Genomic DNA, 22,797 nt, shown 5'->3' on the forward strand with positions numbered 1-22,797 from the left:
GGGCTAAGGAAATGGAGCGAAGACCGCTGGCGGCTTTTGCCTGCTGCTGGATCGCGGGCAGCGGAATATCCTGTTTGTACGAGGGGACCGCGTTTTGGTTGTTCTGGGGCGGAATAACGCTGGTCATTCCGCTGTTCGTCTCATTGGCGCAAATTTCATGGAAACGCGGTCTCGTCCTTTGGATCGCATTCTCGTTAGGAGCGGCTTATTGGACCTACAACGACGGAAGAAACGTAAGCGGCATCGCATCGGAATTGGACCGGGAACAAGCGCTGGCCTCTATGGAAGAAGTAGCCGTAAAAGCGGAAGGAATCATCGTCTCTCCCGTAAAGATTGACGGGGATCGGGCGGATTTTACGATGCAGGTCGCCAGCTATTCTTTTTCGCGGGATGCCGGTACTAAGGCCCATAACGGGGAAGGCGAAAAGCTCGCCGTCCAGGTCAGGCTCGCCTCGCAAACCGAGCTTGCGGCGGCAGGTTCGTGGAAGCGCGGACAAAGCGTCGCGCTGAACGGTACGCTGCAGCGGCCGGGACATGCAAGAAACTTCGGGGCATTCGACTACAGGCAATATTTGCGGTACCAACGGATTCACTGGTTGCTGAAGGTGCAGGGCATTTCCGGCGTAAGCGGCTTAACGGTCAGTCATTATACGCCGGCGGCGCTGCTGGGAAAAATAGACGGACTCAGGGAGGGCCTTGGTGCCCGCGTCGAGGCGTTGTTTCCGGGGTGGCAGGCCGGTTACATGAAAGGCCTCATCATCGGATTGGCGGACGAACTGGAGCCGGAGAAATACGCCCAGTTTACCAATCTCGGGCTGACGCATATTTTGGCGATTTCCGGAAGCCATGTCGCCATCAATGTCGGGCTTTTATTCGGTTTGCTTCGCCTCTGTCGGGTTACCCGCGAGACTTCGCTGCTTGTCGTGATGGCCTTTGTCCCCGCTTATGTGCTTTTGACCGGTTTTTCCCCATCGGTGCTTCGTTCCGGAATCATGACCTTGCTCGGCCTTTACTTGCTCCGCAGAGGGCTATTAAAAGACGGATTGAATGTTCTGTCGGCGGCTGCGATGCTCATGCTGTTGTGGGACCCGTATTATTTGCTGAATGTCAGTTTCCAGCTATCCTTCGCGGTTACGGCCGGGCTGATTATTTATGTCCCAAAGCTCACGTCCTATCTCGACTGGCTGCCGCGGCGCATTCGGGGAGCCGTTGCGATTACAGTGGCGGCCCAACTGGTCTCTTTTCCGCTCACCATCTATTATTTCAACCAATTTTCGCTCCTGTCGCTCGCCGCAAACATGGCGATTGTCCCGCTGGTCAGCCTTGTATCGCTTCCGGCCGGGACAGCGGCGCTTCTCGCCAGCGGTTTGTGGCTGCCTCTGGGGAAGTGGATGGCTTATCCGGTGAGGCTGGTAAACTCGCTGACTTTTTGGGCAACCGAATGGCTGAACGACCGCAGCGGGGTAATGACCTTTTGGAAATCCCCTCCCCTTCTATGGATTGCGGCTTTTTACATTCTTCTTTATGCGCTGTTGACCGCGCTTGCGCCCCGAAGCCCTCAGGACCGTTTCATGGATACGCCTTCGCTCGGCCCCGACGACACAGTCCCCCTAACGCCAATCCCGCATGCAAAAAAACAGGATGTCGGGAGGCAGGGAAAAACCTGGACGAGAGCGATGCCGGGGATCGGGCTGACTATGGTTTTCGCGGCATTGATCCTATACGGTTATTTTCCGGCCAATGAAAAAGGCCTCCTGCACGTCCAGTTTATCGATGTCGGCCAAGGCGACTGCACATTGATTACGACTCCAGAGGGGATCAACATTCTTGTGGATGGAGGGGGAACCGTGAACTTCCGGAAGCCCACCGATGCCTGGAGGGAGCGTAAAGAGCCGTTTGAGGTAGGAGCAAAAACCGTTGTTCCGATCCTGAAAAAAAGGGGAGTCCATCGCCTGGATGCGATCGTATTGACGCATGGGGATCAGGATCATATCGGCGGATTACAGGCGGTGGTGGAGCAGTTTCCGGTGAAATCGCTGATTTTGAACGGGAGTCTGACGGAATCCGCAACGATGACTAAGCTCATGAACACCGCGCTGGCGAAGAAGATTCCGATATATGCGGCATATGAGGGCATGAAACTGAAGGCGGATGCGGAAACGGCCTTGGATTTTTGGTCGCCGGAGATGCCGGCGGACTCTAGCGAAATCGCCTACGTCAAAGATCAGAATCACCAGTCGCTTGCGTTCCGGCTGGCGGTCGACGGTGCTTCATTTCTTTTTACGGGGGATATGGATGCGTCGGCGGAAAAAAAGGTGCTGGAACGGCTTGACGGCGAGGCGGGGCAAGAAAAGCTGGGACCCGGCGGCGTCGACGTGTTGAAGGTGGCCCATCACGGAAGTAAAACATCGACATCCGAGTCCTGGGTCCGGCGGATAAACCCGGCGTTTTCCGTCATTTCGGTCGGTGCGTCGAACCTTTACGGGCATCCCGATCCGGGAGTCGTGCAGCGGCTTGCCGAAAACGGAAGCGGCATTTATCGAACGGATGAGCACGGTGAAATACAGATGAAAGTGGATAAAGGGCGGATATGGGTGAGAACGAAATTGTCGGAATGAACCGGGTGGACCGGGCCAGATGACGCATTCTCTTTTTTTTGGTATTCTTAGGTGAGATTCAGAGGGAACATATTATCGGCAAAAAAATAGTAACAACATTGCAACATTCCGCAGGACGACGGCGTCAGTAATGTTGCAAGGAAGGGGGCCCCATTCGTGGTGGAGCAAGGACTCATCAGAGCCGCTCAAACGGGCGATCGCGACGCTCTAATCACCCTGTTGCGAGAAATAGAGACTCATGTGTACCGGACGGCCTATTATATTCTAAACAATGAACAGGATGCGCTGGATGCGGCACAGGAGGCTTTGATTCGGATTTATACCAAAATCGATTCTTACGAAGAAAAAGCGCAATTCAAAACTTGGGTACAGCGGATCGTCACCAATATATGCATCGACAAATTCCGGAGAAGCAAGCCTACCGTTTCGATCGAGGAGCATGAAATGGTTTTTCAGGGCAGCGAGAGCGTCGAGCGGGACGTCATGTCCGGGTATTTGGCCCAGGACATCCGCGAAGCGATCGACCAGTTGCCGGAACATCATCGGACGGTCGTGGTGCTCCGGTATTTGCAAGATTTTTCCTACAACGAAATTGCTGACAGTCTGAATTTGCCGCTGAATACGGTCAAATCCTATCTATTCAGGGCCAGGCAGCAGCTTCAGCATTTACTCCAAGATTATCAGAAGGGTGGTGTGACAGGATGAAGTGCCCGGAGGCGGTGGAATGGATGCATCGTTATATTGACCATGATCTGAACGAGGAAGAGAGTTCGGTTCTGTTCGAGCATATGCGGGTTTGCGCGGAGTGCGCGGAGAAATTCGCGCTTTTGAGCGAGCTGTCGGCCAAGCTGGAAGGACTGCCGAAGGTAACTCCGCGCTTCAGCATCGTCGATTCGATCCTGCCGGAACTGGACGAGATTGACCGTGCGCGGCGGGAAGGCAGCGCAGCGGCCGCTGATCCGGCGACGATGGTGCCGCTGAAGCAGGCGGGCGAACCGGGCCTCGGCGAACGGTCGCAACGTCCGGCGCGGAGCCGGAACCGCGCTTACCGTACGGGAGCCTTGGGCCTTGCGGCAGCGGTTTTGCTCGGCGTATTCATATATCAGTATGAGCCCAAAACGATCCCGAACGCGGAAGTGGAGTCCCAGGTCGCTTACGACAGCGCTTCTTCAACGGCCGATAAATCCACGTTCTCCGAAGAAACGGCCGACAGCTCAAGAGCCGATCAACCATCGGCAAAACAGGACAGCGACGCGAATGGGGACTCAAGTCCCGCTGCCAAGGCAACCGAGCCATCCGAAGGTGATATGAAGTCCTCGCAGAGTGCCGGCAATGCCGGAAGAGAAGCGGAGGTCCCGCAGGATAGCGGAAAGAACGGGCAAAATGTTGGCGGAGCGTCGGGTAATACGGCTCCGGCTCAAGAAGGGAATAGCGCTCCCTCGCAAAAATCCCAGAACGGAAGCGGCGGGGCAGCGGAATCGCCCCAGACAAGTACGAACTCCGGCAGGGCGGATAACTACGCCAGCCTGACAAAACCGAATGAAGCCGGTGATCGTCAAGGCGAGCCTTCGTCCGGCGGCAACGATCCCACGATGGAAAAAGCGCCGCTAGCGGCAGAGGATCCGGGAATGGAATTTAAAGCCGCCGATATTATGGGAATCACCGGTTTCCCTAAAAACCAATGGGCATCCCCCGATGGAACGTACGTGGCGGAGTTGACCGAAGGACATTTGTATATCTATCGCAATGATGCCGATCAGAGGGTGACCCTCAAGAACGAGACGGTTACGGGCAATTGGGTAAAAGGGGAATGGTCGGAAGACGGACGGTCTTTTACGTATGAGACAGAGAAAGACGGCGTTTCGAACTCGCATACTTTGACCGTTAGCGAATCCGGAACGGGGTCGGGAGGCAATTCTTCTTCAAACCAGCCGTAAGCGCAAAAATGGGTTTTTTATGGAGTCACCTTTTCAGGAGATATGGAATAGGTTATATATAAACAGAAGCAAACAACAAGTTTGACCCTGACGTCGTATGACCGCCGGCGGGAAAGTTTCTAGAGCTTTTCAGCCCGCGTTTATATAGATGCTCGGGACAAAGGGGCCTTCGCGCGCATGGTGCAGAGGTCCCTTTGTTTGCCTTTGTAATCTGATATAATTCCAAGTATCATTATAAAGAGAAATATTTTAGAAATCGTGAAGAGAGTAGGGAGATGCCGGGTGGACGTCAAGACGGCAATCAAACAATTGAAACAGGGGCAAATCTCCCCGTTGTATTTGTGTTACGGTACGGAAAAGTATCAGATTAAGGAATTTACCGGGTTGCTCGAAGAAAATATCGTGGACCGGGATCAGAAGGATTTTGCGTTGGCTGCCTACGATTTGTCGGAGACGCCGATTGAGGTAGTGATCGAGGAGGCGGAAACGCTGCCCTTTCTTGTGGAGCGCAAGCTGATCATCGTTCGCGACTCGGCCTTGTTTACGGCGGCCGCGGGTAAGGAAGGCAAAATCGAACATAAAGTAGAGGCGCTGCTCGACTATATTAATAATCCGGCGGAACACAGCGTCATCGTATTCGTCGTGAACGGAGAAAAGCTGGATGAGCGCAAAAAGATCGTAAAGGCGATGAAATCGGCGGGAACGGTACTGTCGTTCATGCCGCTCGGCGGCGGAGAACTGACCGAATGGGTCGTGCGCCAGGTCGAGAAGCGCGGCTGCCGGATCGGGCGGGAAGCGGCCGAGGCGTTGGTGGCGGCGACCGGGGTGCAAATGTCGGCACTTTCCGTGGAAGTGGACAAGCTGTGCTTGTATGCCGGAACCGGAGGGAAAATCGAAACCGCGACGATCGAGATGCTTGTTGCCCGTACCACGGAGCAAAATGTGTTTGCAATGGTGGAGCATATCGCAGGACTAAGGCTGGAGCAGGCGCTCGGCATTTTCTACGAACTGCTGAAACAGCGCGAAGAGCCGATCAAAATCGCGGCCCTGATCGCCCGTCAATTCCGGATCATGCTGCAGGTCAAGGAGATGGCGCGGCAAAGCTACTCCCAGCAGCAGATCGCCTCCCAGCTCGGGCTTCATCCTTATGCGGTCAAAATTGCCGGAGAGCAAGCCCGGAAGTTTGAACCGGCCCGGTTAAAAGCGATCCTATCCGATTTGGCCCGGCTCGATCATCAGATGAAAAGCGGCGGGATCGACAAAGTGCTGGGGCTGGAGCTGTTTTTGTTAAAGCTCGGGGCATGAGGAATTTATAGTTGATCATTTCGTGCGATTTGTTTTATTATATTTACATACCATCCGGTATTTAAATGATATTTTTTAGCCGGGTATGAGGTGAATTTGCGTGACAGTTCGCGATAAAGTGATGCAAGCGGCCGAACAGCTGGCGGCAACGAGGCCGTTTGACCGGATTACCTTTGCCGATGTGGCCCAATCCGCCGGGGTTCATTGGACTGCCGTTCGGCGGCATTTCGGCAGCAAGCAGGCGATGAAGGAATGGCTGATGGAGAAACAGGCTTCCGTAAGGTCCGAAATGGCCGATACGAAAACAAGGGTGCTTGATGCGGCAGCGCATATATTTTCCGTTTATGGATATGCAAATTCCTCATTGGAAAAGGTAGCCGAATACGCGGGTCTCAGTAAAGGGGCGGTATATTGGCATTTCTCCAGCAAACAGGACCTGTTCCTCGCGCTTCTGGATCGGAATTATGAACTTCAGCTTCGCCTGCTTCCCGCTCAAATTGAACGTATTTTATCGGCCGACGACGCAAGGGCCGCGCTGTCGGACTGGTTTGAATCGCAGTTGACTTGCCTGATGACGGGCGATGAAAATTCCATGCTTTTTTTGGAATTCGTCGTTTCCTCACGCGATCGGGAAGTGCGCGAGCATTTGCAAAGTCGGCATGACCGCTTGATGCGGCAGGTCGGGGAGCTCATCCGAACGATGCAGCACAAAGGGCTCCTTTCGAACGACACGGACCCTGCCTCGACGGCAAAGATGATTGACGCCCTCCTAAAAGGGATTGTTATCGAGTGGTTGATGGATCCGAGACCCGAGGAACTGAAAAAACTGATACATACGACCTCGAAAATCATATGGCAAGGATTGAACGGCGTTTGAATGCTGAATCGTTTCATTTCCGCAAAGTTCTTCGCATGGGGGAAATGAAACTTTTTAGTAAGTATAACATACTAATTAGTACATTAATCAAATACTTTATGATATGGAGGGAATGTTAAATGATGATATTACTAGTGCTGCTTTTACTGCTTTGTATCGCGGTGATTCTTTTTATGTATGGGCGGATCAGAGTATCGTGGGCGGAAAAGCGTTATCCCCCTGGCGGAGATTACGTTATGGCTGAAGGTATAAGGCTTCATTATATAAGCGAAGGCGAAGGAAGAGCAATCGTGTTCTTGCATGGAGGCATTTTGGACGGCAGTGATTTTCGTGAAGCGATAAAGGTGGCGGCTTCCCGGGGATTACGGGGGATCGCCTTTGACAGACCGGGTTACGGTTATAGCGATCGGCCGCGAAAAACAAACGTGACGCCGGCTGTACAGGCAAGATTGTTGCATCGTGCGTTACAGGAGCTCGAAGTGGAGAAGCCGGTTCTGGTCGGTCATTCCTGGAGCGGAGTTTTGGTCATGGAATACGCCCTTCGTTATCCCGAAGAAATATCCGGGATCGTTACGTTGGGAGGAGGCATGTATCCCGAGGGATATCCCGCGGAAAAAGGCGATCCGATCTCTTCGGCCGTAACTGCGCCGGTTGTTGGATGGATGTTAATGAATTTGATTTTACCCGTGCTGGGGCCTCCCCTGGCGGACCGCATGTTGAAGGAAACCTTCAAGCCGGAGCCGGTTCCGGAATCCTACCGGAAAGCGGCAAAAGCCCTTTGGCTTCGTCCCGGACAGTTTAAAGCGAACAGGGAGGATGTGCTGGCCTTTGTGCCGGCTGCGAAGGCGGTATCGGGGCAATACGGGAAGATCGGGGTGCCGGTGGCGATCGTTGTCGGCGATCGTGATCCGTTCGAAACGAAGAGCCACAGTTACCGGCTGCATGAGGAGATTCCGGAGTCCAAGCTCATCGTTTTGGAACATGCCGCTCATATGATTCCGCAACATCATCCGGAGGCGGTTATGGATGCCGTTGCCGCATTCATCAAAAAGACCTGAACGAAAATCGTTCAGGTCTCTTTGAGCTTAAGTTTATAAATAGCGACGCTTACGCTTGCGACGTAAGGGCGTTCAATTTTTTAGCCAAGCGGGATTTCTTGCGGGCTGCTGCATTTTTGTGGATCAAACCTTTAGTTACGGCTTTGTCCAATTTTTTGGATGCAGCGGCGAAAGCGGCTTTAGCTGTTTCCACTTCGTTGTTCGCCAGAGCGGTGTCGGCAGCTTTAACTACCGTACGCAGAGCGGATTTTTGCGAAGCGTTCAGCGCGCGACGCTTTTCAGTCGTTTTCACACGTTTGATAGCGGATTTAATGTTTGGCATTGCATTCACCTCCTGTAAAGCATATATCATCCCAGATGATTCACAACTTAAAATATTTTATCATGACCCTCGTTAAAATGCAATGAGTTCCTCAAAAACAAACCTAGAAAGAATCTCGGGTGAATAATCGGTTTCCGTCTCCAGCAAACTATAGGCAACCGAGGAAAAGGAGGTCATCATGACATGAATTTGGATTTGCGGGATTATTCCGTTCGTACCGACTTGGCCGTGGAAGCGAAGGAAATCGCGGAGACGGCCCACGGCGGGCCGGTTCCGGGGCTGAACGAGCAGGTTGAAGAGAATGACGGAATCAAAATAACCCGGCTGGATGTCGCCAACGAAGCGGCATCGCGGCAAATCGGCAAGATCGTCGGGCATTACATCACGATCGAGGTTCCCGGTCTGCGCAGTCAGGACAGCGATTTGCAGGAAAAGGTTTCGGCCGCCTTCGCCAAGGAATTCGGCCTGTTTCTGAAGAAGATCGGCATTCAAGAGGGCGCAAAAGTGCTGATCGTCGGTCTCGGCAACTGGAACGTAACGCCGGATGCGCTCGGTCCGCTCGTCGTGGAAAATGTGCTGGTGACCCGCCACTATTTTGAACTGGCCCCCGATCAGGTGTCGCCGGGTTACCGGGACGTCAGCGCGATCGCACCGGGGGTGCTCGGGATTACCGGAATCGAGTCGAGCGAGGTCGTGCAGGGGATCGTGGACCGGACCAAACCGGATTTGATCATCGCCATCGACGCGCTTGCGTCCAGATCGCTGGAGCGGGTGAACACGACGATCCAGATTGCGGATATCGGTATCCATCCGGGCTCCGGCATCGGGAATAAGCGCCGCGGGTTGACCAAGGAGATTTTGGGGGTTCCCTGCATTGCGATCGGCGTGCCGACGGTTTGCTACGCTTCCACGATCGTCAACAACGTTTTTGACATGATGAAGTCCCATTTCGACCAAGAGAGCGGCCAGGCTCAGCAGGGTCAGACGAAACGGATCCTTGGACTGCTCACCGAGCTTAGCGAAAATGAACGGCTTGGGCTCGTCAAGGAAGTGCTTGAACCGCTGGGTCATGATCTGATCGTGACACCGAAGGAAATCGACGAATTTATCGAGGATATTGCCAACGTCATCGCGAGCGGACTGAATCTCGCCCTGCATGATGCCGTAAATCCGGACAACGTGGCCACCTATACGCATTAACAACCTCTTCCCTCCCTATGAAGTTCGCAATCTAGCGGACTTCTTTTTTTTGTGAGAATCCAAGGTTCTATCCGGGGCGCTAGGTTCATAGATTTGGAGTAAGAAGATTGATTGAGCCTGAGGTAAGCGGCTGGAGGAGGAAGAAGCAATGAAATTCAGAGCATGGAACATCGGAAAAATCAAACGGAACTTTCTGCACGTGCTGGCGATGGGGCAAACTTTTTTGCTGATGTCGGTATTGTCGGTCGTATTTTTTATTTTGCTCGGTACGTTCGGGATCGCCGAGAAAAATCTGAACACCTCGCCCGTTTCATCGATGAAGGGGCTGGCGGCATCCCTGTCGAGCCGGTTTTTCATCGATATGGTGGGCATGGAGCTGCCGCACTCCGTCAGCGAGAAGCAGGCGCCCGCAATTACCGGGAAGCAGGTATCGCAGTTTGTATTTCAATTGCTGACCAATGTGAACCCTTCGGATCCGAAAAGCTTGGTTGCCCGCGAAGTCCCGGGGCTGGGCGCCGACAATCCGATTCTGCTGAGGAGCGGTTCGGGTAACTTAACGGTCCAAGCGCCGGAGGATTACCGCCCGGGGACGGACCCGGGGGGCGGCGAAGCCGATCATCCCGAGCCGGACGCCGGCGGTCAGACTCCGGGTGCCGACCAGGGAACAACGCCACCAGGCGGGAATGCCGGTTCCGGGACGGACGGAGGGGGCGGAGGCGGACAGCAGCAAGGCCAGCCGGAAGAGCCCGCGATCAAACCGGGAAACAAAAATATCGTCATGATTTATCACTCCCATCCGCAAGAATCTTACAATCCGCTGTTGGGCACGAATGTGGACAACCCGGGATCGGCCGAGAAAATGAAGAGCGTCGGGCTGGTCGGCGATTTTCTGGCCAAGGAGCTGGAGCGAAAAGGGATCGCCACGCTGCACTCGTTTGAAAACTACGCCGCTGCCGTGAACGGATACAGTTACAATTACTCATATAAATACTCACGCGAAACCGTGAAAACGGCGATGGCCGAGAACGGCAAACTGCAATATTTTCTTGATATTCATAGAGATTCTCAGCGGCATGAGAAGACAACGACGGAAATCGGCGGCGAATCGTACGCCCAGGTTTATTTCATTATCGGCCATGGCAACGAGAACTGGCGGAAGAACGAAGCCTTCGCAAGCTTGATCCATGAGCGTCTCGAGAGTTCCTATCCGGGGATATCGCGCGGCATTTGGGGCAAAACAAGCTCTCAAGGGAATGGGGAGTACAACCAGTCCTTGTCGCCAAACAGCATTCTGATCGAGATCGGCGGCATCGACAACACCTCGGAAGAACTGGAACGAACGGCGAAAGTGCTTGGCGGAATTATTGCGGACCTGTATTGGGAGAGCCAGGATGCGGAGAAGGCGGGATCGTTGTCGAAGGGCGAAGCGCAAGACAAATCCCAGGCCAAAGCGGATACATCCGCCGGACAAGGCAAAACTAAATCATAGAATAGATTCATGGAAGGAGCGCTGAAAATGGGCAGAGTGAAAAGGAGGGGAATACTGTACGGAATTCTGCTGGTGGCCGGCATCACCTTAGGCATGCAGCTATCGGACTCGGGATCGGCGGAACAGACGGATTATTGGCGGAACGGATGGTACTCGCCTTACGTTTATAATAATGTTATTCAACCAGGACAGACGGGGCAAACGGGAGTATTCAATCCGACCCCTAATCCGGGATACGGAAATCCGGGGGGCGCGACAGGCTATGGAACGGGTAATGGAGCAGGATACGGCACGGGCGGCGACATTGGTTCCGTCCGGGACTACACGGCGAATTATGGCGTTCAGCCGAACGGAAGCAGGGTGCAGACGCCTGCCGACCTGCTGATGCCCGAGCCGGAACCGCCGGCGGTAGACCGTTTTGCGGACAAAACGGCAGGCCTGCTTCAGCAGCTGTCGCAAAAAGGGATTCACTGGTTTGCTTCCTTATTTGGGCCTTCAAACGAATAATTTTGGGAATACCTTTAAAACTCATTCCATCCCCGATGCCGTCTTTGTTATAATGGACGGAGTGAATAGTACAAACAGTTATGGTTTTCGGGGGTATTTACAAGTTGAAAAAAGTGACGATGCAGCAAATTGCAGACCATTTGGGCGTATCCAAGTTTGTCGTCTCCAAGGCTCTTTCCGGCAAAGGAGGCGTTAACGAGACCACGAAAAACCGGGTCATTCAGGCAGCTTCCCAACTCGGTTATTTCGCCCAAAAAAACGCCTATATGAAAAATCAAGCCATGACCCAGCAGGCCCCTTCCTTGCACGGGAAACAATCGGTGATCGTTCTGATGCCCAATATCCGCTTCCAGACGAAGGATTCCCTTTATTGGGGCAAAATTTTAGAGGGAATTTCCGAAGAATTGGAGGCCAAAGGGCTCGGCATGGTGATCGTCTCCGAATCCAGGGTGGACCACTTCATCCACGTCTTGAATCCGGAAGGGATTCTGGGAATGATCGGCGTTGGCCAAATCGACAGCTCTCTGCTGCTGGAAGTCCATCGACTCGGAATCCCCATGGTGCTTGTCGATCATGAGGACGGGCTCATCCCGACGGACACCGTGTTTGCGAACAACGGGGACAGCATTGCGCGTTTGTGCAACCATTTGATCGGCCTTGGGCATACGCGGATCCATTTTCTCGGGAACGTCGAATTCAGCCGCAGCTTCCGCGACAGATGGCACGGTTTTCGGGAGGCGCTGGAGGAGAACGGGCTGGACACGCCCGGCCTCAAAGACCCGATGCTGATGCTAAGAGGCGTGGATACCGGGGACTTTGCGCCGGACTTTGAAGAATGGATATTGGCTCGCAAGAAAGCCCGTCAAATGCCGACTGCGCTCGTATGCGCCAACGATTCGATCGCCATTCGGGTACAGCAGGTGCTTCAAAATGTCGGAATCGACGTTCCCGGCGAAATTACCGTCACCGGCTTCGATAATATTGACGACGCATACCGCAGCGAGCCGCCGCTTACGACGGTTCACGTATCGAAGGAAGCGATGGGGCGCAGAGCCGTCAAAAAGTTGATTGAGCGGATCGCTCTGCCGGATATGGCGCTGGAGAAGGTGCTGGTGGCCGCAGAGCTCGTGCATCGCGATTCTACAGCGGCACCGGCGAAGGTTTAAAACGAAGCACAAAGGGGTGCCCCATGGCGGCGAATACGCTGCCTAAGGCATCCCTTTCCACAATAAAAACCGGACCTAACGAATAGGTCCGGTTTTCTTGATTTTATTACGCCAAGGACAAGTTGCGGTCGATCAGACCGATTCTTTGTTCCACGCAGGCGAACGAACGAAGCGGGTCTTCCGGCGTGTTGGTTACATAGTCCAGCAACCGGTCCACCGTAGTGGTTGCGACATGAATCCGGGTATCGGAGGAAGCGTAGTAAATGTATACTTCGCCGCTATCCGTAGCGATGACGCCGTTGCAGAACACGACGTTCGATACGTCACCGATGCGCTCTTCGCCTTCCGGAGCGATCAGATGGCCGCCAGGGCGATGAGTGACTTCATACGGCTTCTCCAAGTCGGAAAGGAAAGCGTAAAGTACATATCTGAGGCCTGCCGCGGTGTTCCGAACTCCATGCGCGATATGGAGCCAGCCGCGATCGGTTTTGATCGGCGCAGGACCTTGGCCGTTCTTCACTTCTTTGATCGTGTGGTAATAACGTTCGTCAATAATGATTTCCTTCTCGATCACGGCGTTTTCGATCGATTCGGACAATCCCCAGCCGATGCCGCCGCCGGATCCGGTGTCGATAAAGCCGTCTTGCGGTCTCGTATAAAACGCGTATTTGCCGTCGATGAATTCCGGATGCAGAACAACGTTGCGCTGCTGTGCCGAAGCGGTTTTCAAATCCGCCAAGCGCTCCCAGGTCACCAAATCCTTGGTCCGTGCAATACCGCACTGAGCAACCGCGCTGGAGAGATCGCCGCGAGGGGCGTCGGGATCTTTGCGCTCCGTGCAGAACAGCCCGTAGATCCAGCCGTCTTCATGTTGCACAAGTCTCATATCATACACGTTCGTGTCAGGCACATCCGTTTCGGGAAGGACGACAGGATGATCCCAGAAGCGGAATCCGTCCACGCCGTTGTCGCTTTCGGCAACCGCGAAAAACGATTTGCGGTCAGCGCCTTCCACGCGGGCTACGAGATAAAATTTGCCGTTCAGTTGGATAGCTCCCGGGTTAAACACGCAGTTTACTCCGAGGCGCTCCATAAAGTACGGATTTGTTTCCGGATTAAAATCATATTTCCAGATCAGCGGAGCATGTTCCGCCGTCAACACCGGGTATTTGTAGCGTTCGTAAATACCGTTGCCGTAGGGTACCGCTTCGTTGCGGCGTGCGATCAGCGACTCGTAACGCTCGGTCAATTGCTTTTTTCTCTCTTCGAAAATACTCATTAGTTATCCCTCCAAAGGACGATGTAATATTTTTTAGTTCCGTTCCAAACGTTCAATCATTTCCAGGCATGCACGGCCGTTATGATAAGGACATTTCCAGGCGCTGATTTTCGGTTCGTGCAACAGCGGCTTGCCGTCGCGGTCAACGCCCCAGTACCATTCTCCTCCGGTACGGTCTACGAGATAGGTTTGAATGAACTTCCAGGAATGCGCGGCGGCTTCCTCGAATTTATTGTCGCCGGTCAGTTGATAGGCATTGTAAAAGCCGACCATGGCCTCGGCTTGCGGCCACCAGTCCTTATTCGAGTCGGTCACGCCGTTCTCGTCGGCCTCGTTCCAGATGCCGCCGTCCTTATCGATGCCATCCTTGCGGACGGCTTCGGCCATCTCGATGGCGGTTTTGATCACGCGTTTCAACAGCTCGGGATCGCCCAGCACTTCCGCCGCTTCAACAAGCAGCCAGCTGCCTTCGATATCGTGACCGTAAGAAATATGGCCGCCTCTGACCTCCCACTCCTCGCTGAAAAACAGCAGAAAACGCGCGTGCTGCGGGTCGACGATATGATCGAGGGTCACTTCAATCAGTTCCTTCAGGCTATGGTGCAGCTCCTGCGACTTCCAGACCCGGTAAAGATTCGTATACGCTTCAAGTACATGCAGATGGGTATTCATCGACTTTTTCTCGTTGAGGTCCTTAGCGCTCAGGCTCAGATTCCCGGTTTGTTGCCAGTCGCGGGATAACGCCTCGACATAGCCTTTATGAACGGAGTCGTAGCTGTATTTTTCCAGCAAACGATAAATTTCGATCGCCAGATCCAGCGCGTCTTGATGTTGAACCGCTCTGTAGTATTCCGTAAGCGCATAGATGACGAAGGCTTGACCGTAAACCTGCTTTTTATCCTGGGAAGGCCGTCCCTGGTAATCGACCATCCAGTACAAACCGCCATGCTCGCGGTCTACGAAATGTTCCAGCAAATAGGCATAGGCGCGTTCCGCAATCTCCAAATATTTCGGGACAGGGTAGAGGCGATAGGCGGAAGAAAACGTCCATAAAATCCGGGCATTCAGCACGAGGGATTTGTCGGCTTTCCCGTTCACTTGCAGCCCGCTGTCGATCTCGCCGATAAATCCGCCGTTCTCGGAATCGATCGTGTTATCGATCCAAAACTTCAAGATGTTGTCTTGAAGCTCTTGCTGCAGTTGTTCTTTCCATACATGTTTGTCCACTGAATTTCCTCCTTAGCGTTTGAGAGAACCAAGACGGGTCGTGTAGGCTTCCGCAACGACGTTCTCCGCTTCTTTTCCAAAAATACAGTAACCGTCGTCATCCATGGCCTGATCGCAATCATACAGTTTCGCGGGCCAATCCCATAACATAAATCCTTGCACCCAGTCGCGTTCTCCGCATTTTTCGAACATAGTCCGGTAAAACCGGGCCTGTTCGGAAGGATCCGCTTTGCCGGGGAGGGACCAATCGTTCGGAATCAGGGAAGAACCGGTGCGGCTCGGGCACCCGGCTTCCATGAAGAAGAACGGTTTGCCGTGTTGCCGTACAACGCTTTCAATCCGGTCAAGCTGACGATCCCAATCGTTGATCGGATAGTAGCCGCTGGAGCTGATCATATCCACGGCATCCCACCAAGCGACGTTATCCTCCTGGTATTTATCGCAGTTATAAGTGACGAGTCCGCTGTAAACTTTTCTTACCTCGGCGATCAGTTCCCGCCATTCCGCCTCGCGCCGGTCGGTTTGTACCATTTCGCAGCCGACGCAGAACATTTCGCATCCCGTTTCCTCGGCGATCTTGGCAAAATGCAAAATATAGGCACGGTAGGATGCAAACCAGTCCGACCATTTAGGTTCGCAGGGAACATCCTTGTCGAAAAAGTTGATGTGTGCCCGCCACGTACCGTCCGCGCAGTTGACGATCGGTTTTAAACAAACGCGGAGGCCGAGTGATTTTGCTTTTTGGATCGCCCATGTAACTTCTTCGTCGGTAACCGTGGGTTCATTCCAATAAGGGATTTCCGTAGAAAAGGCCGTAGCTTGAAGCGTGGTAAATGCGATTGCCGTCCAGTTGATTCCCGTTCTGTCGGCCATCATCTCCATAGATGCCTCAGCTTGTTCCGTGGCCCAGGTTCCCCGGACGCCCATGAACCCCCAGGTCATGCCTGCCACGTATTGATCCAAGCTTTTCATTGTGTCCACCTCGCTAACAAAATAACTGTTTGTTATATTTTGTTATAATTTTTGATAACAAAATAGCTACCTTAACTCTAATATAAGTCTATTTCCTTTATAATTTCAACTGCTTTATTTACTTTTTTGTTAGATTTCCAATCTTTTTATGTACAACAAAAACCGCCGATTTCTCGGCGGTCGGATCGCATCTATTCGTTTGTTAGCGAGATTTGTTAGAGGAAGTCACAGGGTTATTCGATAAATTGCGAACGGAATTGCGATAAATAATTTTGCCTTGCACGAGGACTCTTCCGTTTCGGCGGTTCGGATTCGATACCTTATCCATGATCGCCTTGACGGCCGTCCGGGCCATTTGTTCAATATCCACTTCCACGGTCGTTAGCGGTGGCGAATTTAAAGTGGCATAAATATCGTTATCGAAACCGACCACGGAACAATCTTCAGGAATTCGGTAACCCGCCTCCGTTAAGCGCTCGCATAAATTATAGGCCACCTGATCGCAGTTGCATACGAAGGCCGTCGGCAAGTTGTCCGGAAGCTCGATATCGATGTAATAGCCGCGCTCGTCCCGGTCATTCAACAGCAGGCGGTCCTCAAACTTCAGCCCGTGCTCCAACAAGGATTTGTAATACCCGAGAAAACGGTCCTGGATGCTGCTCGTAGAATACACATTGCCGACATAGGCGATGTCCCGATGACCGTTTTGAATCAAATAGTTCGTTAATTCGTATGCGCCGTAAAAGTTATCGGTAACTATCGAGTCGATCATGGCATGCTCGTCGTAGAAATCAAGAAACAGCTTGGGCAAATCCATATTTTGCACCGTTTCGATATATTTTTTGCTGATTTGGCCCAATATAATGATGCCGTCAACCTTGTTCTCGCTGTATACCCTCGGAAAATTCAGTTCCTCTTCATCATCGCTGCTCAAAATATTCAAAATGCCGAAGTATCCGTAATGATCCAGTTGTACGGCGATTTCCTGGTAAACCCGAAGGTAGAAGGAATCGTTTATGCCCGTGAACCGCTGCGGAATCATAACGCCGATATTGTAGGAGAGTCCGTCTTTAATGGACTTCGCTGCCGAATTAAAGCGATAACCCATCTCACCGGCAACTTTTTTGATTTTCAGCTTCAAAGTGTCGCTGACGCCCTCTTTATCATTAAGCGCTTTGGATACCGTTACGCTGCTGACCCCCAATTTGTTGGCGATATCCTTCATCGTAATGTTACTTTTCATTTACTTTATTCACCGTCCTGTCAAGCTTAATACGGAATCAGCTACATGATTTAGAATCAGTATACATTAATTATATCGTAAATATAAAGTGACAGATAAATAAATTCATTTTACTTTACGAATTAATTAAATTTCCCGTTAAAAATAAATTAATTATTGACGGGAAAGCGTATTCAATATAGAATGAGTACGAAGTTTATCGATAACTTAATTTAAGTTAACCGAAAGGGGTAAAAGAAAGTGAAGAAAAACAAAGCATTTCTCGGTTTCGTTGCTTTGATGCTGGTGCTGACGATGCTGGCGGGTTGCGGATCCAAGAACAACAACGCAGGGAACGACGCGCAAGGCAATACGTCCAACAACGCGTCAACCGAACAAACCGGGGGAGAAGTTTCCGGCGAAATTACCGTACTTACGCAAAGAACAGATATTGTAGATACGGTTTTCAAGGATTATGCCGCTAAATTTAACGAGAAATATCCAAAAGTAAAAGTAAACTTCCAAGCTTTGTCCGATTATGAAGGTCAAATTACGGTTCGCATGAACTCCAACGACTACGGCGATGTGCTGCTCCTGCCGACCAGCATTCCGCTGAAGGACACGCCGGAATTTTTTGAACCGCTCGGCGATTTGGCCGAACTGGGCAAGGAATACATCGGTTTGGAAGAAAGAGCCGTTGACGGCAAAGCCTACGGCATTCCGACCGCGGTCAACTTCTCCGGTATCCTTTACAACAAAAAAGTATTCGCGGATGCAGGCGTGACGACGGCCCCTAAAACTCCGGCCGAATTCATGGATGCTTTGAAAAAAATCAAAGAAAAAGGCGATGCGGTTCCGCTTTACACGAACTATGCGGATAGCTGGCCTTTGACCCAATGGGAATCGGTACTCACGACGGTAGCGGGAAGCGTGGACTACGTGAACGTGGATCAACCGAACACGGATGAGAACTTCGTTCCGGGCAAACCTCACTATGAGCTTTATAAAGTGATGTACGATGCAGCTAAAGAAGGCTTGATCGAAGCCGACCCGACGACAACGAACTGGGAAGCTTCGAAAGCGGACATGGCGAACGGCAAAATCGGCGCGATGGTACTCGGTTCCTGGGCGATCGGACAAGTTCAAGGCTTGGCCGCTAATCCGGACGATATCGCCTACATGCCTTTCCCGACAAACGCTTCCGAAGTCATTATGCCGCTCGCTGACGACTACACGATCGGGATCAGCAAGCACAGCAAGAATAAAGAAGCCGCAAAAGCATGGATCGAATGGTTCATCAAAGAATCCGGTTATCCTACGGAACAAGCCGGCGGCATGAGCCCGGTTGTCGGAGCTCCGCTTCCTGCGACGCTCAAGCAATTCGAAGGCACCGACGTGAAGTTCGAACTTCAAACGCCTGCTCAAGCCGGCCAAGAAGGTCTGGTTGACAAAATCGACAAGGATGCCGAGATCGGCCTCTGGCAGCCTGAGTTCAAAAAACGCATTATCGAAGCGGCGATCGGCAACCTGAATGAATCTTATGATGATATCATGAAGGACCTGAACGACGCATGGGTGAAATCGCGTGCGAAAGTAACGAAAGAATAGACGGCGGAAACTAGATTAGACACCTGATATAAAAAAAGGGGGAACGCATGAAAAATGCGTTTCCCTTATGTTTGAATCACCGGATAGGAAACCATACGCAGCAAGACCATTGGAGGTGTGAGTGGTGTTCAAAAATTTAAGCTACAAAACGCAGCGGAAATTGATTATCGTGCTCTTCTCGCTGATTCCCGTCGCTTTATTGTTCACTTTTTCGTACTTGCCCGTATTCAATATGTTCAAGTACAGCTTTACCGACTGGAACGGATACAGCAAGCATTATGATTGGGTCGGATTTGAAAACTATAAAACGATTTTTACGGATTCCAAATATTTTACCGTATTTAAAGTGAGTTTGTACTATTTTATAGGTTCCTTTGCTCAAATGGCGATTGCCCTTTATTTCGCAACCATTCTCAGTTTTAATGTGCGTTTGAAAAACTTCTTCAAAGGGGTATTGTTCTTCCCTTATCTGCTGAACGGCGTTGCGATCGGATTTATCTTTTTGTTCTTCTTCAGACCGGACGGCACGCTTGACACCTTGCTGCAATCCTTCGGCCTGGGCGAATATACGCAGGGCTGGCTGCTGAATCCGAACATCATTAATATCTCCCTTTCCGGCGCGTCCGTGTGGAGATACATGGGCTTTAACTTTATTATTTTCCTGGGCGCAATCTCTTCCATCGGCAAGGATGTATATGAAGCCGCGGATATTGACGGTGCCAACCGCTGGCATCAATTCCGCCATATTATTCTTCCGAGCATCAAGAGCATTGTTCAGTTGAATCTGATTTTGGCAATCAGCGGCGCCATTAGCGCCTTCGATATTCCATATATTATGACCGGCGGCTCCAACGGAAGTAACACCTTCGTTATCCAAACGGTGAACACCGCGTTCAAGTACAGCAAGCTGGGCATGGCTTCCGCGATGGCGGTCGTACTTTTGTTCATCGTAATTATTGTAACCCTGCTCCAAAAGATGCTGATCAAGGAGGACAAATAGAATGTACAGATTTAAATACGGCGCAGCCAGTGTCGTCAAATACGCAAGCTTGCTGTTTGGCGCGTTCGTCGCACTGATCCCGATCGTCGTCGTGCTGTTTGCCTCCTTCAAGACGAATCAGGAATACGGGGCTACAAGTCCGCTAACGCCTCCGGAAAACTGGCTTAATTTTTCGAACTATACGAAAGCCTTCGTGAACGGAAAAATGCTGCTTGGTTTCGGGAACACGGTCATTATCGTCGTCGTGTCCATTATCGGGGCAACCCTGATCGGTTCCATGATCGCATACGTATTGAACCGTTTTAAATTCCGCGGCAACAAGCTGTTGATGGGTGCGTTCCTTCTGGCGACACTGATTCCCAGCGTAACGACCCAGGTTGCTACCTACCGGATCATCAACTTCTTTCACTTGGTGGATACGCGGTTTGCGCCGATCCTCCTTTATCTGGGGACGGACATTATTGCCGTATATATCTTCATGCAATTCCTGGATTCGATTTCGGAATCGCTGGACGAATCCGCGATGCTGGACGGGGCGTCCTATTTCACGATTTATTGGCGCATCATTTTACCGCTGCTTGCCCCGGCGATCGTGACGGTCATCATCGTTAAGGGCGTAAACATTTATAACGACTTTTATACGCCGTTTTTGTACATGCCGAGCGAGGACCTTCAAGTGTTGTCCACCGCGCTGTTCAAATTCAAAGGCCCTTACGGTTCGCAGTGGGAAGTCATTTGCGCGGGCATTATGATTACGATCATTCCGATTCTTGTCGTGTTCTTGTCCCTGCAAAAATATATTTATAACGGGTTTGCGCAAGGCTCGGTGAAATAAACATCATTTATGACTTGGAAGGGGAATATTTCATGACTACTGTCAAAATTATTGGAGAGAATCTACCGAACATCCCATGGCAAAACAAACCGGAGGGTGCCGTCGGCCCGGTATGGAGACACAGCGAAAATCCGGTCGTCAAAAGAAATCCGGCCAAAGGCATCGCCCGTATTTTCAACAGTGCGGTTGTTCCTTATGAAGGCAAATTCGTAGGCGTATTCCGCGCCGAAACGATCAACGGCCGTCCTCATCTGCACTTGGGATGGAGCGATGACGCGCTGAATTGGAACATCGAAGAAGAGCGCATTCCGTTCGTCGACGAGCAAGGCAAGCCGTTCCAGCCGAATTATGCTTACGATCCGCGCCTGGTGAAGGTAGAGGATACTTACTATATCATCTGGTGCACCGATTTTTACGGAGCATCCATCGGCGTGGCGAAAACGACCGATTTCAAATCGTTCGTTCGTCTGGAAAATCCGTTCCTGCCGTTTAACCGGAACGGCGTTCTGTTTCCGAAAAAAATCAACGGCAATTTCGTGATGCTTTCCCGTCCAAGCGATAGCGGGCATACGCCTTTCGGGGACGTGTTCCTGAGCGAAAGCCCGGATTTCGTCTATTGGGGCAAACACCGCCATGTCATGAGCAAGGGCGGCCAAGGCTGGTGGCAATCCGTCAAAATCGGCGGCGGTCCGGCTCCGATCGAAACGACGGAAGGCTGGCTCATGTTCTATCATGGCGTAACGGGCACTTGCAACGGACTCGTGTACAGCATGGGCGCGGTTATTCTCGACAAAGACGAGCCGTCCAAAGTGAAATACCGTTCCAGCACTTATGTGCTGACACCGGAAGAGTGGTATGAGGAGCGCGGTTTCGTACCGAACGTCGTGTTCCCTTGCGCAACGTTGACCGATGCGGACACCGGCAAAATCGCAATTTATTACGGCGCGGCCGATACGTATGTGGGCGTGGCTTACACGACGGTTCAAGAAATCGTCGATTACGTGAAAGCGACGCATGAGGAAGTCGGCGATGATGCCGAAATCGGCATTATGTAATCGCAACTAATAACTTCTAATTTCTAATTTCTAATTTCTAAGCTTTAGCTAACCATACTTTTCGAAAACGGATAACTCTACGAAGAATTATCCGTTTTCGAGTTTCAGGAGGGATTCGAATTGGCAAACGATCGGATTGAGGAATTGCTGAAATATCAGGGGAGCAGCCCGAAGCCCCAGGATTTTGATGCTTATTGGGAACGGGCGCTCAAGGAGCTGGATGCCCAGCCGCTGGACTATGAGCTGGTGAAGGCCGAGTTTCAGACCCCGCTTGCGGAATGTTACCATTTGTACTTTACCGGCGTCGGCGGTGCGAGAGTGCACGCCAAATTTGCCAAGCCGACCAGACAGGATGCCGGAAGCCGCAACGGAATCGGCCTGGCCCTGTTCCACGGCTACCATACTGGGAGCGGCGATTGGTTCGATAAGGCCTCGTATGCGGCACACGGGATTACCGTGATCGCGATGGATTGCCGCGGACAGGGAGGTCTCTCCGAAGACAACCTGTCGGCGAAAGGTACGACCGTCAAAGGGCATATTATCCGCGGTATCGATGAGGAGAACCCGGATAAGCTGTACTACCGGAATGTATTTCTCGACCTCGTGCAAACGGTACGGATCCTGATGTCCATGGATCACGTCGATCCGGACCGGATCGCGGTCCACGGCTGCTCGCAGGGCGGCGCGCTGACCGTGGCCTGCGCCGCATTGGAACCGCGCGTGAAACTGGCGATTCCCGTTTACCCTTTTTTGACGGATTACAAAAAAGCATGGGAAATGGACGTTACGTCATCCGCATACGAGGAACTCGCTTACTATTTCCGGTTCATGGATCCGCTGCACAGCCGGCATGACGAAGTTTTCAACAAGCTCGGCTATATCGATATTCAAAACCTGGCCGACCGGATTCGGGCGAGGGTTGTTTTCGTGACGGGATTAGCGGATACGATTTGCCCGCCGTATACGCAGTTTGCTACCTACAACAAGATTCGTTCGGAAAAAGAGCTTGTCGTATACCATGAATACGGTCACGAGTATTTGCCATATTTGGGCGATCGCGTTATTCAGGAGTTACTGAAACTATAATTGAAATTCTTTTCGATATTTGAACAGTCGCAAG

Annotated in this window: 20 protein-coding genes; 15 read left to right on the forward strand and 5 right to left on the reverse strand. The window is 51.9% G+C overall.

Translation table 11 applies throughout. The annotated features are described in order from the left end of the window. The first annotated feature begins 11 nt into the window (after positions 1-11). The 6 genes from ACSFXJ_RS08745 (at position 12) to ACSFXJ_RS08770 (ending at position 7,795) form a co-directional block, all read left to right on the forward strand. Positions 12-2,618 carry a ComEC/Rec2 family competence protein gene (locus ACSFXJ_RS08745; RefSeq protein WP_435924784.1) on the forward strand — a complete coding sequence of 869 codons (2,607 nt, stop codon included), beginning with the start codon at positions 12-14 and terminating at the stop codon, positions 2,616-2,618. Positions 2,619-2,774: 156 nt separating this feature from the next. Continuing rightward, positions 2,775-3,323: an RNA polymerase sigma factor gene (locus ACSFXJ_RS08750; RefSeq protein WP_435924785.1), complete on the forward strand. Its 549-nt coding sequence runs from the start codon at positions 2,775-2,777 to the stop codon at positions 3,321-3,323. Continuing rightward, positions 3,320-4,555, forward strand: coding sequence for a zf-HC2 domain-containing protein (locus ACSFXJ_RS08755; protein ID WP_435924786.1), 1,236 nt, complete (start codon positions 3,320-3,322; stop codon positions 4,553-4,555). Before ACSFXJ_RS08750 ends, ACSFXJ_RS08755 begins: the two co-directional genes overlap by 4 nt. Positions 4,556-4,837: 282 nt before the next feature. Next, positions 4,838-5,860 carry a DNA polymerase III subunit delta gene (gene holA / locus ACSFXJ_RS08760; protein WP_435924787.1) on the forward strand — a complete coding sequence of 341 codons (1,023 nt, stop codon included), beginning with the start codon at positions 4,838-4,840 and terminating at the stop codon, positions 5,858-5,860. A 100-nt stretch (positions 5,861-5,960) separates the two neighbouring features. Beyond that, entirely contained in the window at positions 5,961-6,737 is a 777-nt protein-coding gene (locus ACSFXJ_RS08765) for a TetR/AcrR family transcriptional regulator (RefSeq protein ID WP_435924788.1), read from the forward strand. A 119-nt stretch (positions 6,738-6,856) separates the two neighbouring features. Next, positions 6,857-7,795 carry an alpha/beta fold hydrolase gene (locus tag ACSFXJ_RS08770; RefSeq protein WP_435924789.1) on the forward strand — a complete coding sequence of 313 codons (939 nt, stop codon included), beginning with the start codon at positions 6,857-6,859 and terminating at the stop codon, positions 7,793-7,795. 49 nt (positions 7,796-7,844) lie between these two features. Here the strand turns inward: ACSFXJ_RS08770 and rpsT are convergent, their stop codons facing one another. Continuing rightward, complete coding sequence (gene rpsT / locus ACSFXJ_RS08775) at positions 7,845-8,117, reverse strand: 30S ribosomal protein S20 (RefSeq protein WP_435924790.1); 273 nt, start codon at positions 8,115-8,117, stop codon at positions 7,845-7,847. A gap of 183 nt (positions 8,118-8,300) precedes the next feature. On the opposite strand from rpsT, the gene gpr reads away from it, so the two are divergent. From gpr to ACSFXJ_RS08795, 4 genes are all read left to right on the forward strand, one after another. Further along, positions 8,301-9,317 (forward strand): GPR endopeptidase, encoded by a 1,017-nt coding sequence (gpr, locus tag ACSFXJ_RS08780; protein WP_435924791.1) that lies wholly within the window; start codon positions 8,301-8,303, stop codon positions 9,315-9,317. Between the two features lie 148 nt (positions 9,318-9,465). Next, the gene (locus ACSFXJ_RS08785; RefSeq protein WP_435924792.1) at positions 9,466-10,806 is read left to right on the forward strand and encodes a stage II sporulation protein P; all 1,341 of its coding nucleotides are present in this window, start codon (positions 9,466-9,468) and stop codon (positions 10,804-10,806) included. Between the two features lie 27 nt (positions 10,807-10,833). Next, on the forward strand, positions 10,834-11,313 hold the full coding sequence (locus ACSFXJ_RS08790; protein WP_435924793.1) for a hypothetical protein: 480 nt from the start codon (positions 10,834-10,836) through the stop codon (positions 11,311-11,313). A 104-nt stretch (positions 11,314-11,417) separates the two neighbouring features. Further along, a complete protein-coding gene (locus ACSFXJ_RS08795) occupies positions 11,418-12,479 on the forward strand; it encodes a LacI family DNA-binding transcriptional regulator (RefSeq protein WP_435924794.1) in 1,062 nt (353 codons plus the stop codon). Positions 12,480-12,585: 106 nt separating this feature from the next. On the opposite strand, the gene ACSFXJ_RS08800 is transcribed toward ACSFXJ_RS08795, so the two are convergent. The 4 genes from ACSFXJ_RS08800 to ACSFXJ_RS08815 form a co-directional block, all read right to left on the reverse strand. Next, a complete protein-coding gene (locus ACSFXJ_RS08800) occupies positions 12,586-13,758 on the reverse strand; it encodes a glycoside hydrolase family 130 protein (RefSeq protein ID WP_435924795.1) in 1,173 nt (390 codons plus the stop codon). 33 nt (positions 13,759-13,791) lie between these two features. After that, positions 13,792-14,985 (reverse strand): AGE family epimerase/isomerase, encoded by a 1,194-nt coding sequence (locus tag ACSFXJ_RS08805; protein WP_435924796.1) that lies wholly within the window; start codon positions 14,983-14,985, stop codon positions 13,792-13,794. Positions 14,986-14,997: 12 nt separating this feature from the next. Next, on the reverse strand, positions 14,998-15,957 hold the full coding sequence (locus tag ACSFXJ_RS08810) for a glycoside hydrolase family 113 (RefSeq protein WP_435924797.1): 960 nt from the start codon (positions 15,955-15,957) through the stop codon (positions 14,998-15,000). Between the two features lie 202 nt (positions 15,958-16,159). Then, complete coding sequence (locus ACSFXJ_RS08815; protein WP_435924798.1) at positions 16,160-17,200, reverse strand: substrate-binding domain-containing protein; 1,041 nt, start codon at positions 17,198-17,200, stop codon at positions 16,160-16,162. Between the two features lie 240 nt (positions 17,201-17,440). On the opposite strand from ACSFXJ_RS08815, the gene ACSFXJ_RS08820 reads away from it, so the two are divergent. The 5 genes from ACSFXJ_RS08820 (at position 17,441) to ACSFXJ_RS08840 (ending at position 22,763) form a co-directional block, all read left to right on the forward strand. After that, a complete protein-coding gene (locus tag ACSFXJ_RS08820) occupies positions 17,441-18,787 on the forward strand; it encodes an ABC transporter substrate-binding protein (protein ID WP_435924799.1) in 1,347 nt (448 codons plus the stop codon). Between the two features lie 124 nt (positions 18,788-18,911). Then, the gene (locus ACSFXJ_RS08825) at positions 18,912-19,787 is read left to right on the forward strand and encodes a carbohydrate ABC transporter permease (protein ID WP_435924800.1); all 876 of its coding nucleotides are present in this window, start codon (positions 18,912-18,914) and stop codon (positions 19,785-19,787) included. Between the two features lies 1 nt (position 19,788). Then, the gene (locus tag ACSFXJ_RS08830) at positions 19,789-20,622 is read left to right on the forward strand and encodes a carbohydrate ABC transporter permease (protein WP_435924801.1); all 834 of its coding nucleotides are present in this window, start codon (positions 19,789-19,791) and stop codon (positions 20,620-20,622) included. 32 nt (positions 20,623-20,654) lie between these two features. Continuing rightward, complete coding sequence (locus tag ACSFXJ_RS08835) at positions 20,655-21,677, forward strand: glycoside hydrolase family 130 protein (protein ID WP_435924802.1); 1,023 nt, start codon at positions 20,655-20,657, stop codon at positions 21,675-21,677. A 120-nt stretch (positions 21,678-21,797) separates the two neighbouring features. Next, positions 21,798-22,763: an acetylxylan esterase gene (locus tag ACSFXJ_RS08840; RefSeq protein WP_009224130.1), complete on the forward strand. Its 966-nt coding sequence runs from the start codon at positions 21,798-21,800 to the stop codon at positions 22,761-22,763. Positions 22,764-22,797: the final 34 nt, after the last annotated feature.

This window comes from Paenibacillus salivarius (assembly GCF_051307165.1).
Lineage (GTDB): Bacteria > Bacillota > Bacilli > Paenibacillales > Paenibacillaceae > Fontibacillus.

Coding starts and splice junctions, on each gene's coding strand:
- ACSFXJ_RS08835 (WP_435924802.1), top strand. CDS start 20,655: ATGACTACTGTCAAAATTATTGGAGAGAATCTACCGAACATCCCATGG.
- ACSFXJ_RS08770 (WP_435924789.1), top strand. CDS start 6,857: ATGATGATATTACTAGTGCTGCTTTTACTGCTTTGTATCGCGGTGATT.
- rpsT (WP_435924790.1), bottom strand. CDS start 8,117: ATGCCAAACATTAAATCCGCTATCAAACGTGTGAAAACGACTGAAAAG.
- ACSFXJ_RS08790 (WP_435924793.1), top strand. CDS start 10,834: ATGGGCAGAGTGAAAAGGAGGGGAATACTGTACGGAATTCTGCTGGTG.
- ACSFXJ_RS08810 (WP_435924797.1), bottom strand. CDS start 15,957: ATGAAAAGCTTGGATCAATACGTGGCAGGCATGACCTGGGGGTTCATG.
- gpr (WP_435924791.1), top strand. CDS start 8,301: ATGAATTTGGATTTGCGGGATTATTCCGTTCGTACCGACTTGGCCGTG.
- ACSFXJ_RS08800 (WP_435924795.1), bottom strand. CDS start 13,758: ATGAGTATTTTCGAAGAGAGAAAAAAGCAATTGACCGAGCGTTACGAG.
- ACSFXJ_RS08815 (WP_435924798.1), bottom strand. CDS start 17,200: ATGAAAAGTAACATTACGATGAAGGATATCGCCAACAAATTGGGGGTC.
- ACSFXJ_RS08755 (WP_435924786.1), top strand. CDS start 3,320: ATGAAGTGCCCGGAGGCGGTGGAATGGATGCATCGTTATATTGACCAT.
- ACSFXJ_RS08745 (WP_435924784.1), top strand. CDS start 12: ATGGAGCGAAGACCGCTGGCGGCTTTTGCCTGCTGCTGGATCGCGGGC.
- ACSFXJ_RS08785 (WP_435924792.1), top strand. CDS start 9,466: ATGAAATTCAGAGCATGGAACATCGGAAAAATCAAACGGAACTTTCTG.
- ACSFXJ_RS08830 (WP_435924801.1), top strand. CDS start 19,789: ATGTACAGATTTAAATACGGCGCAGCCAGTGTCGTCAAATACGCAAGC.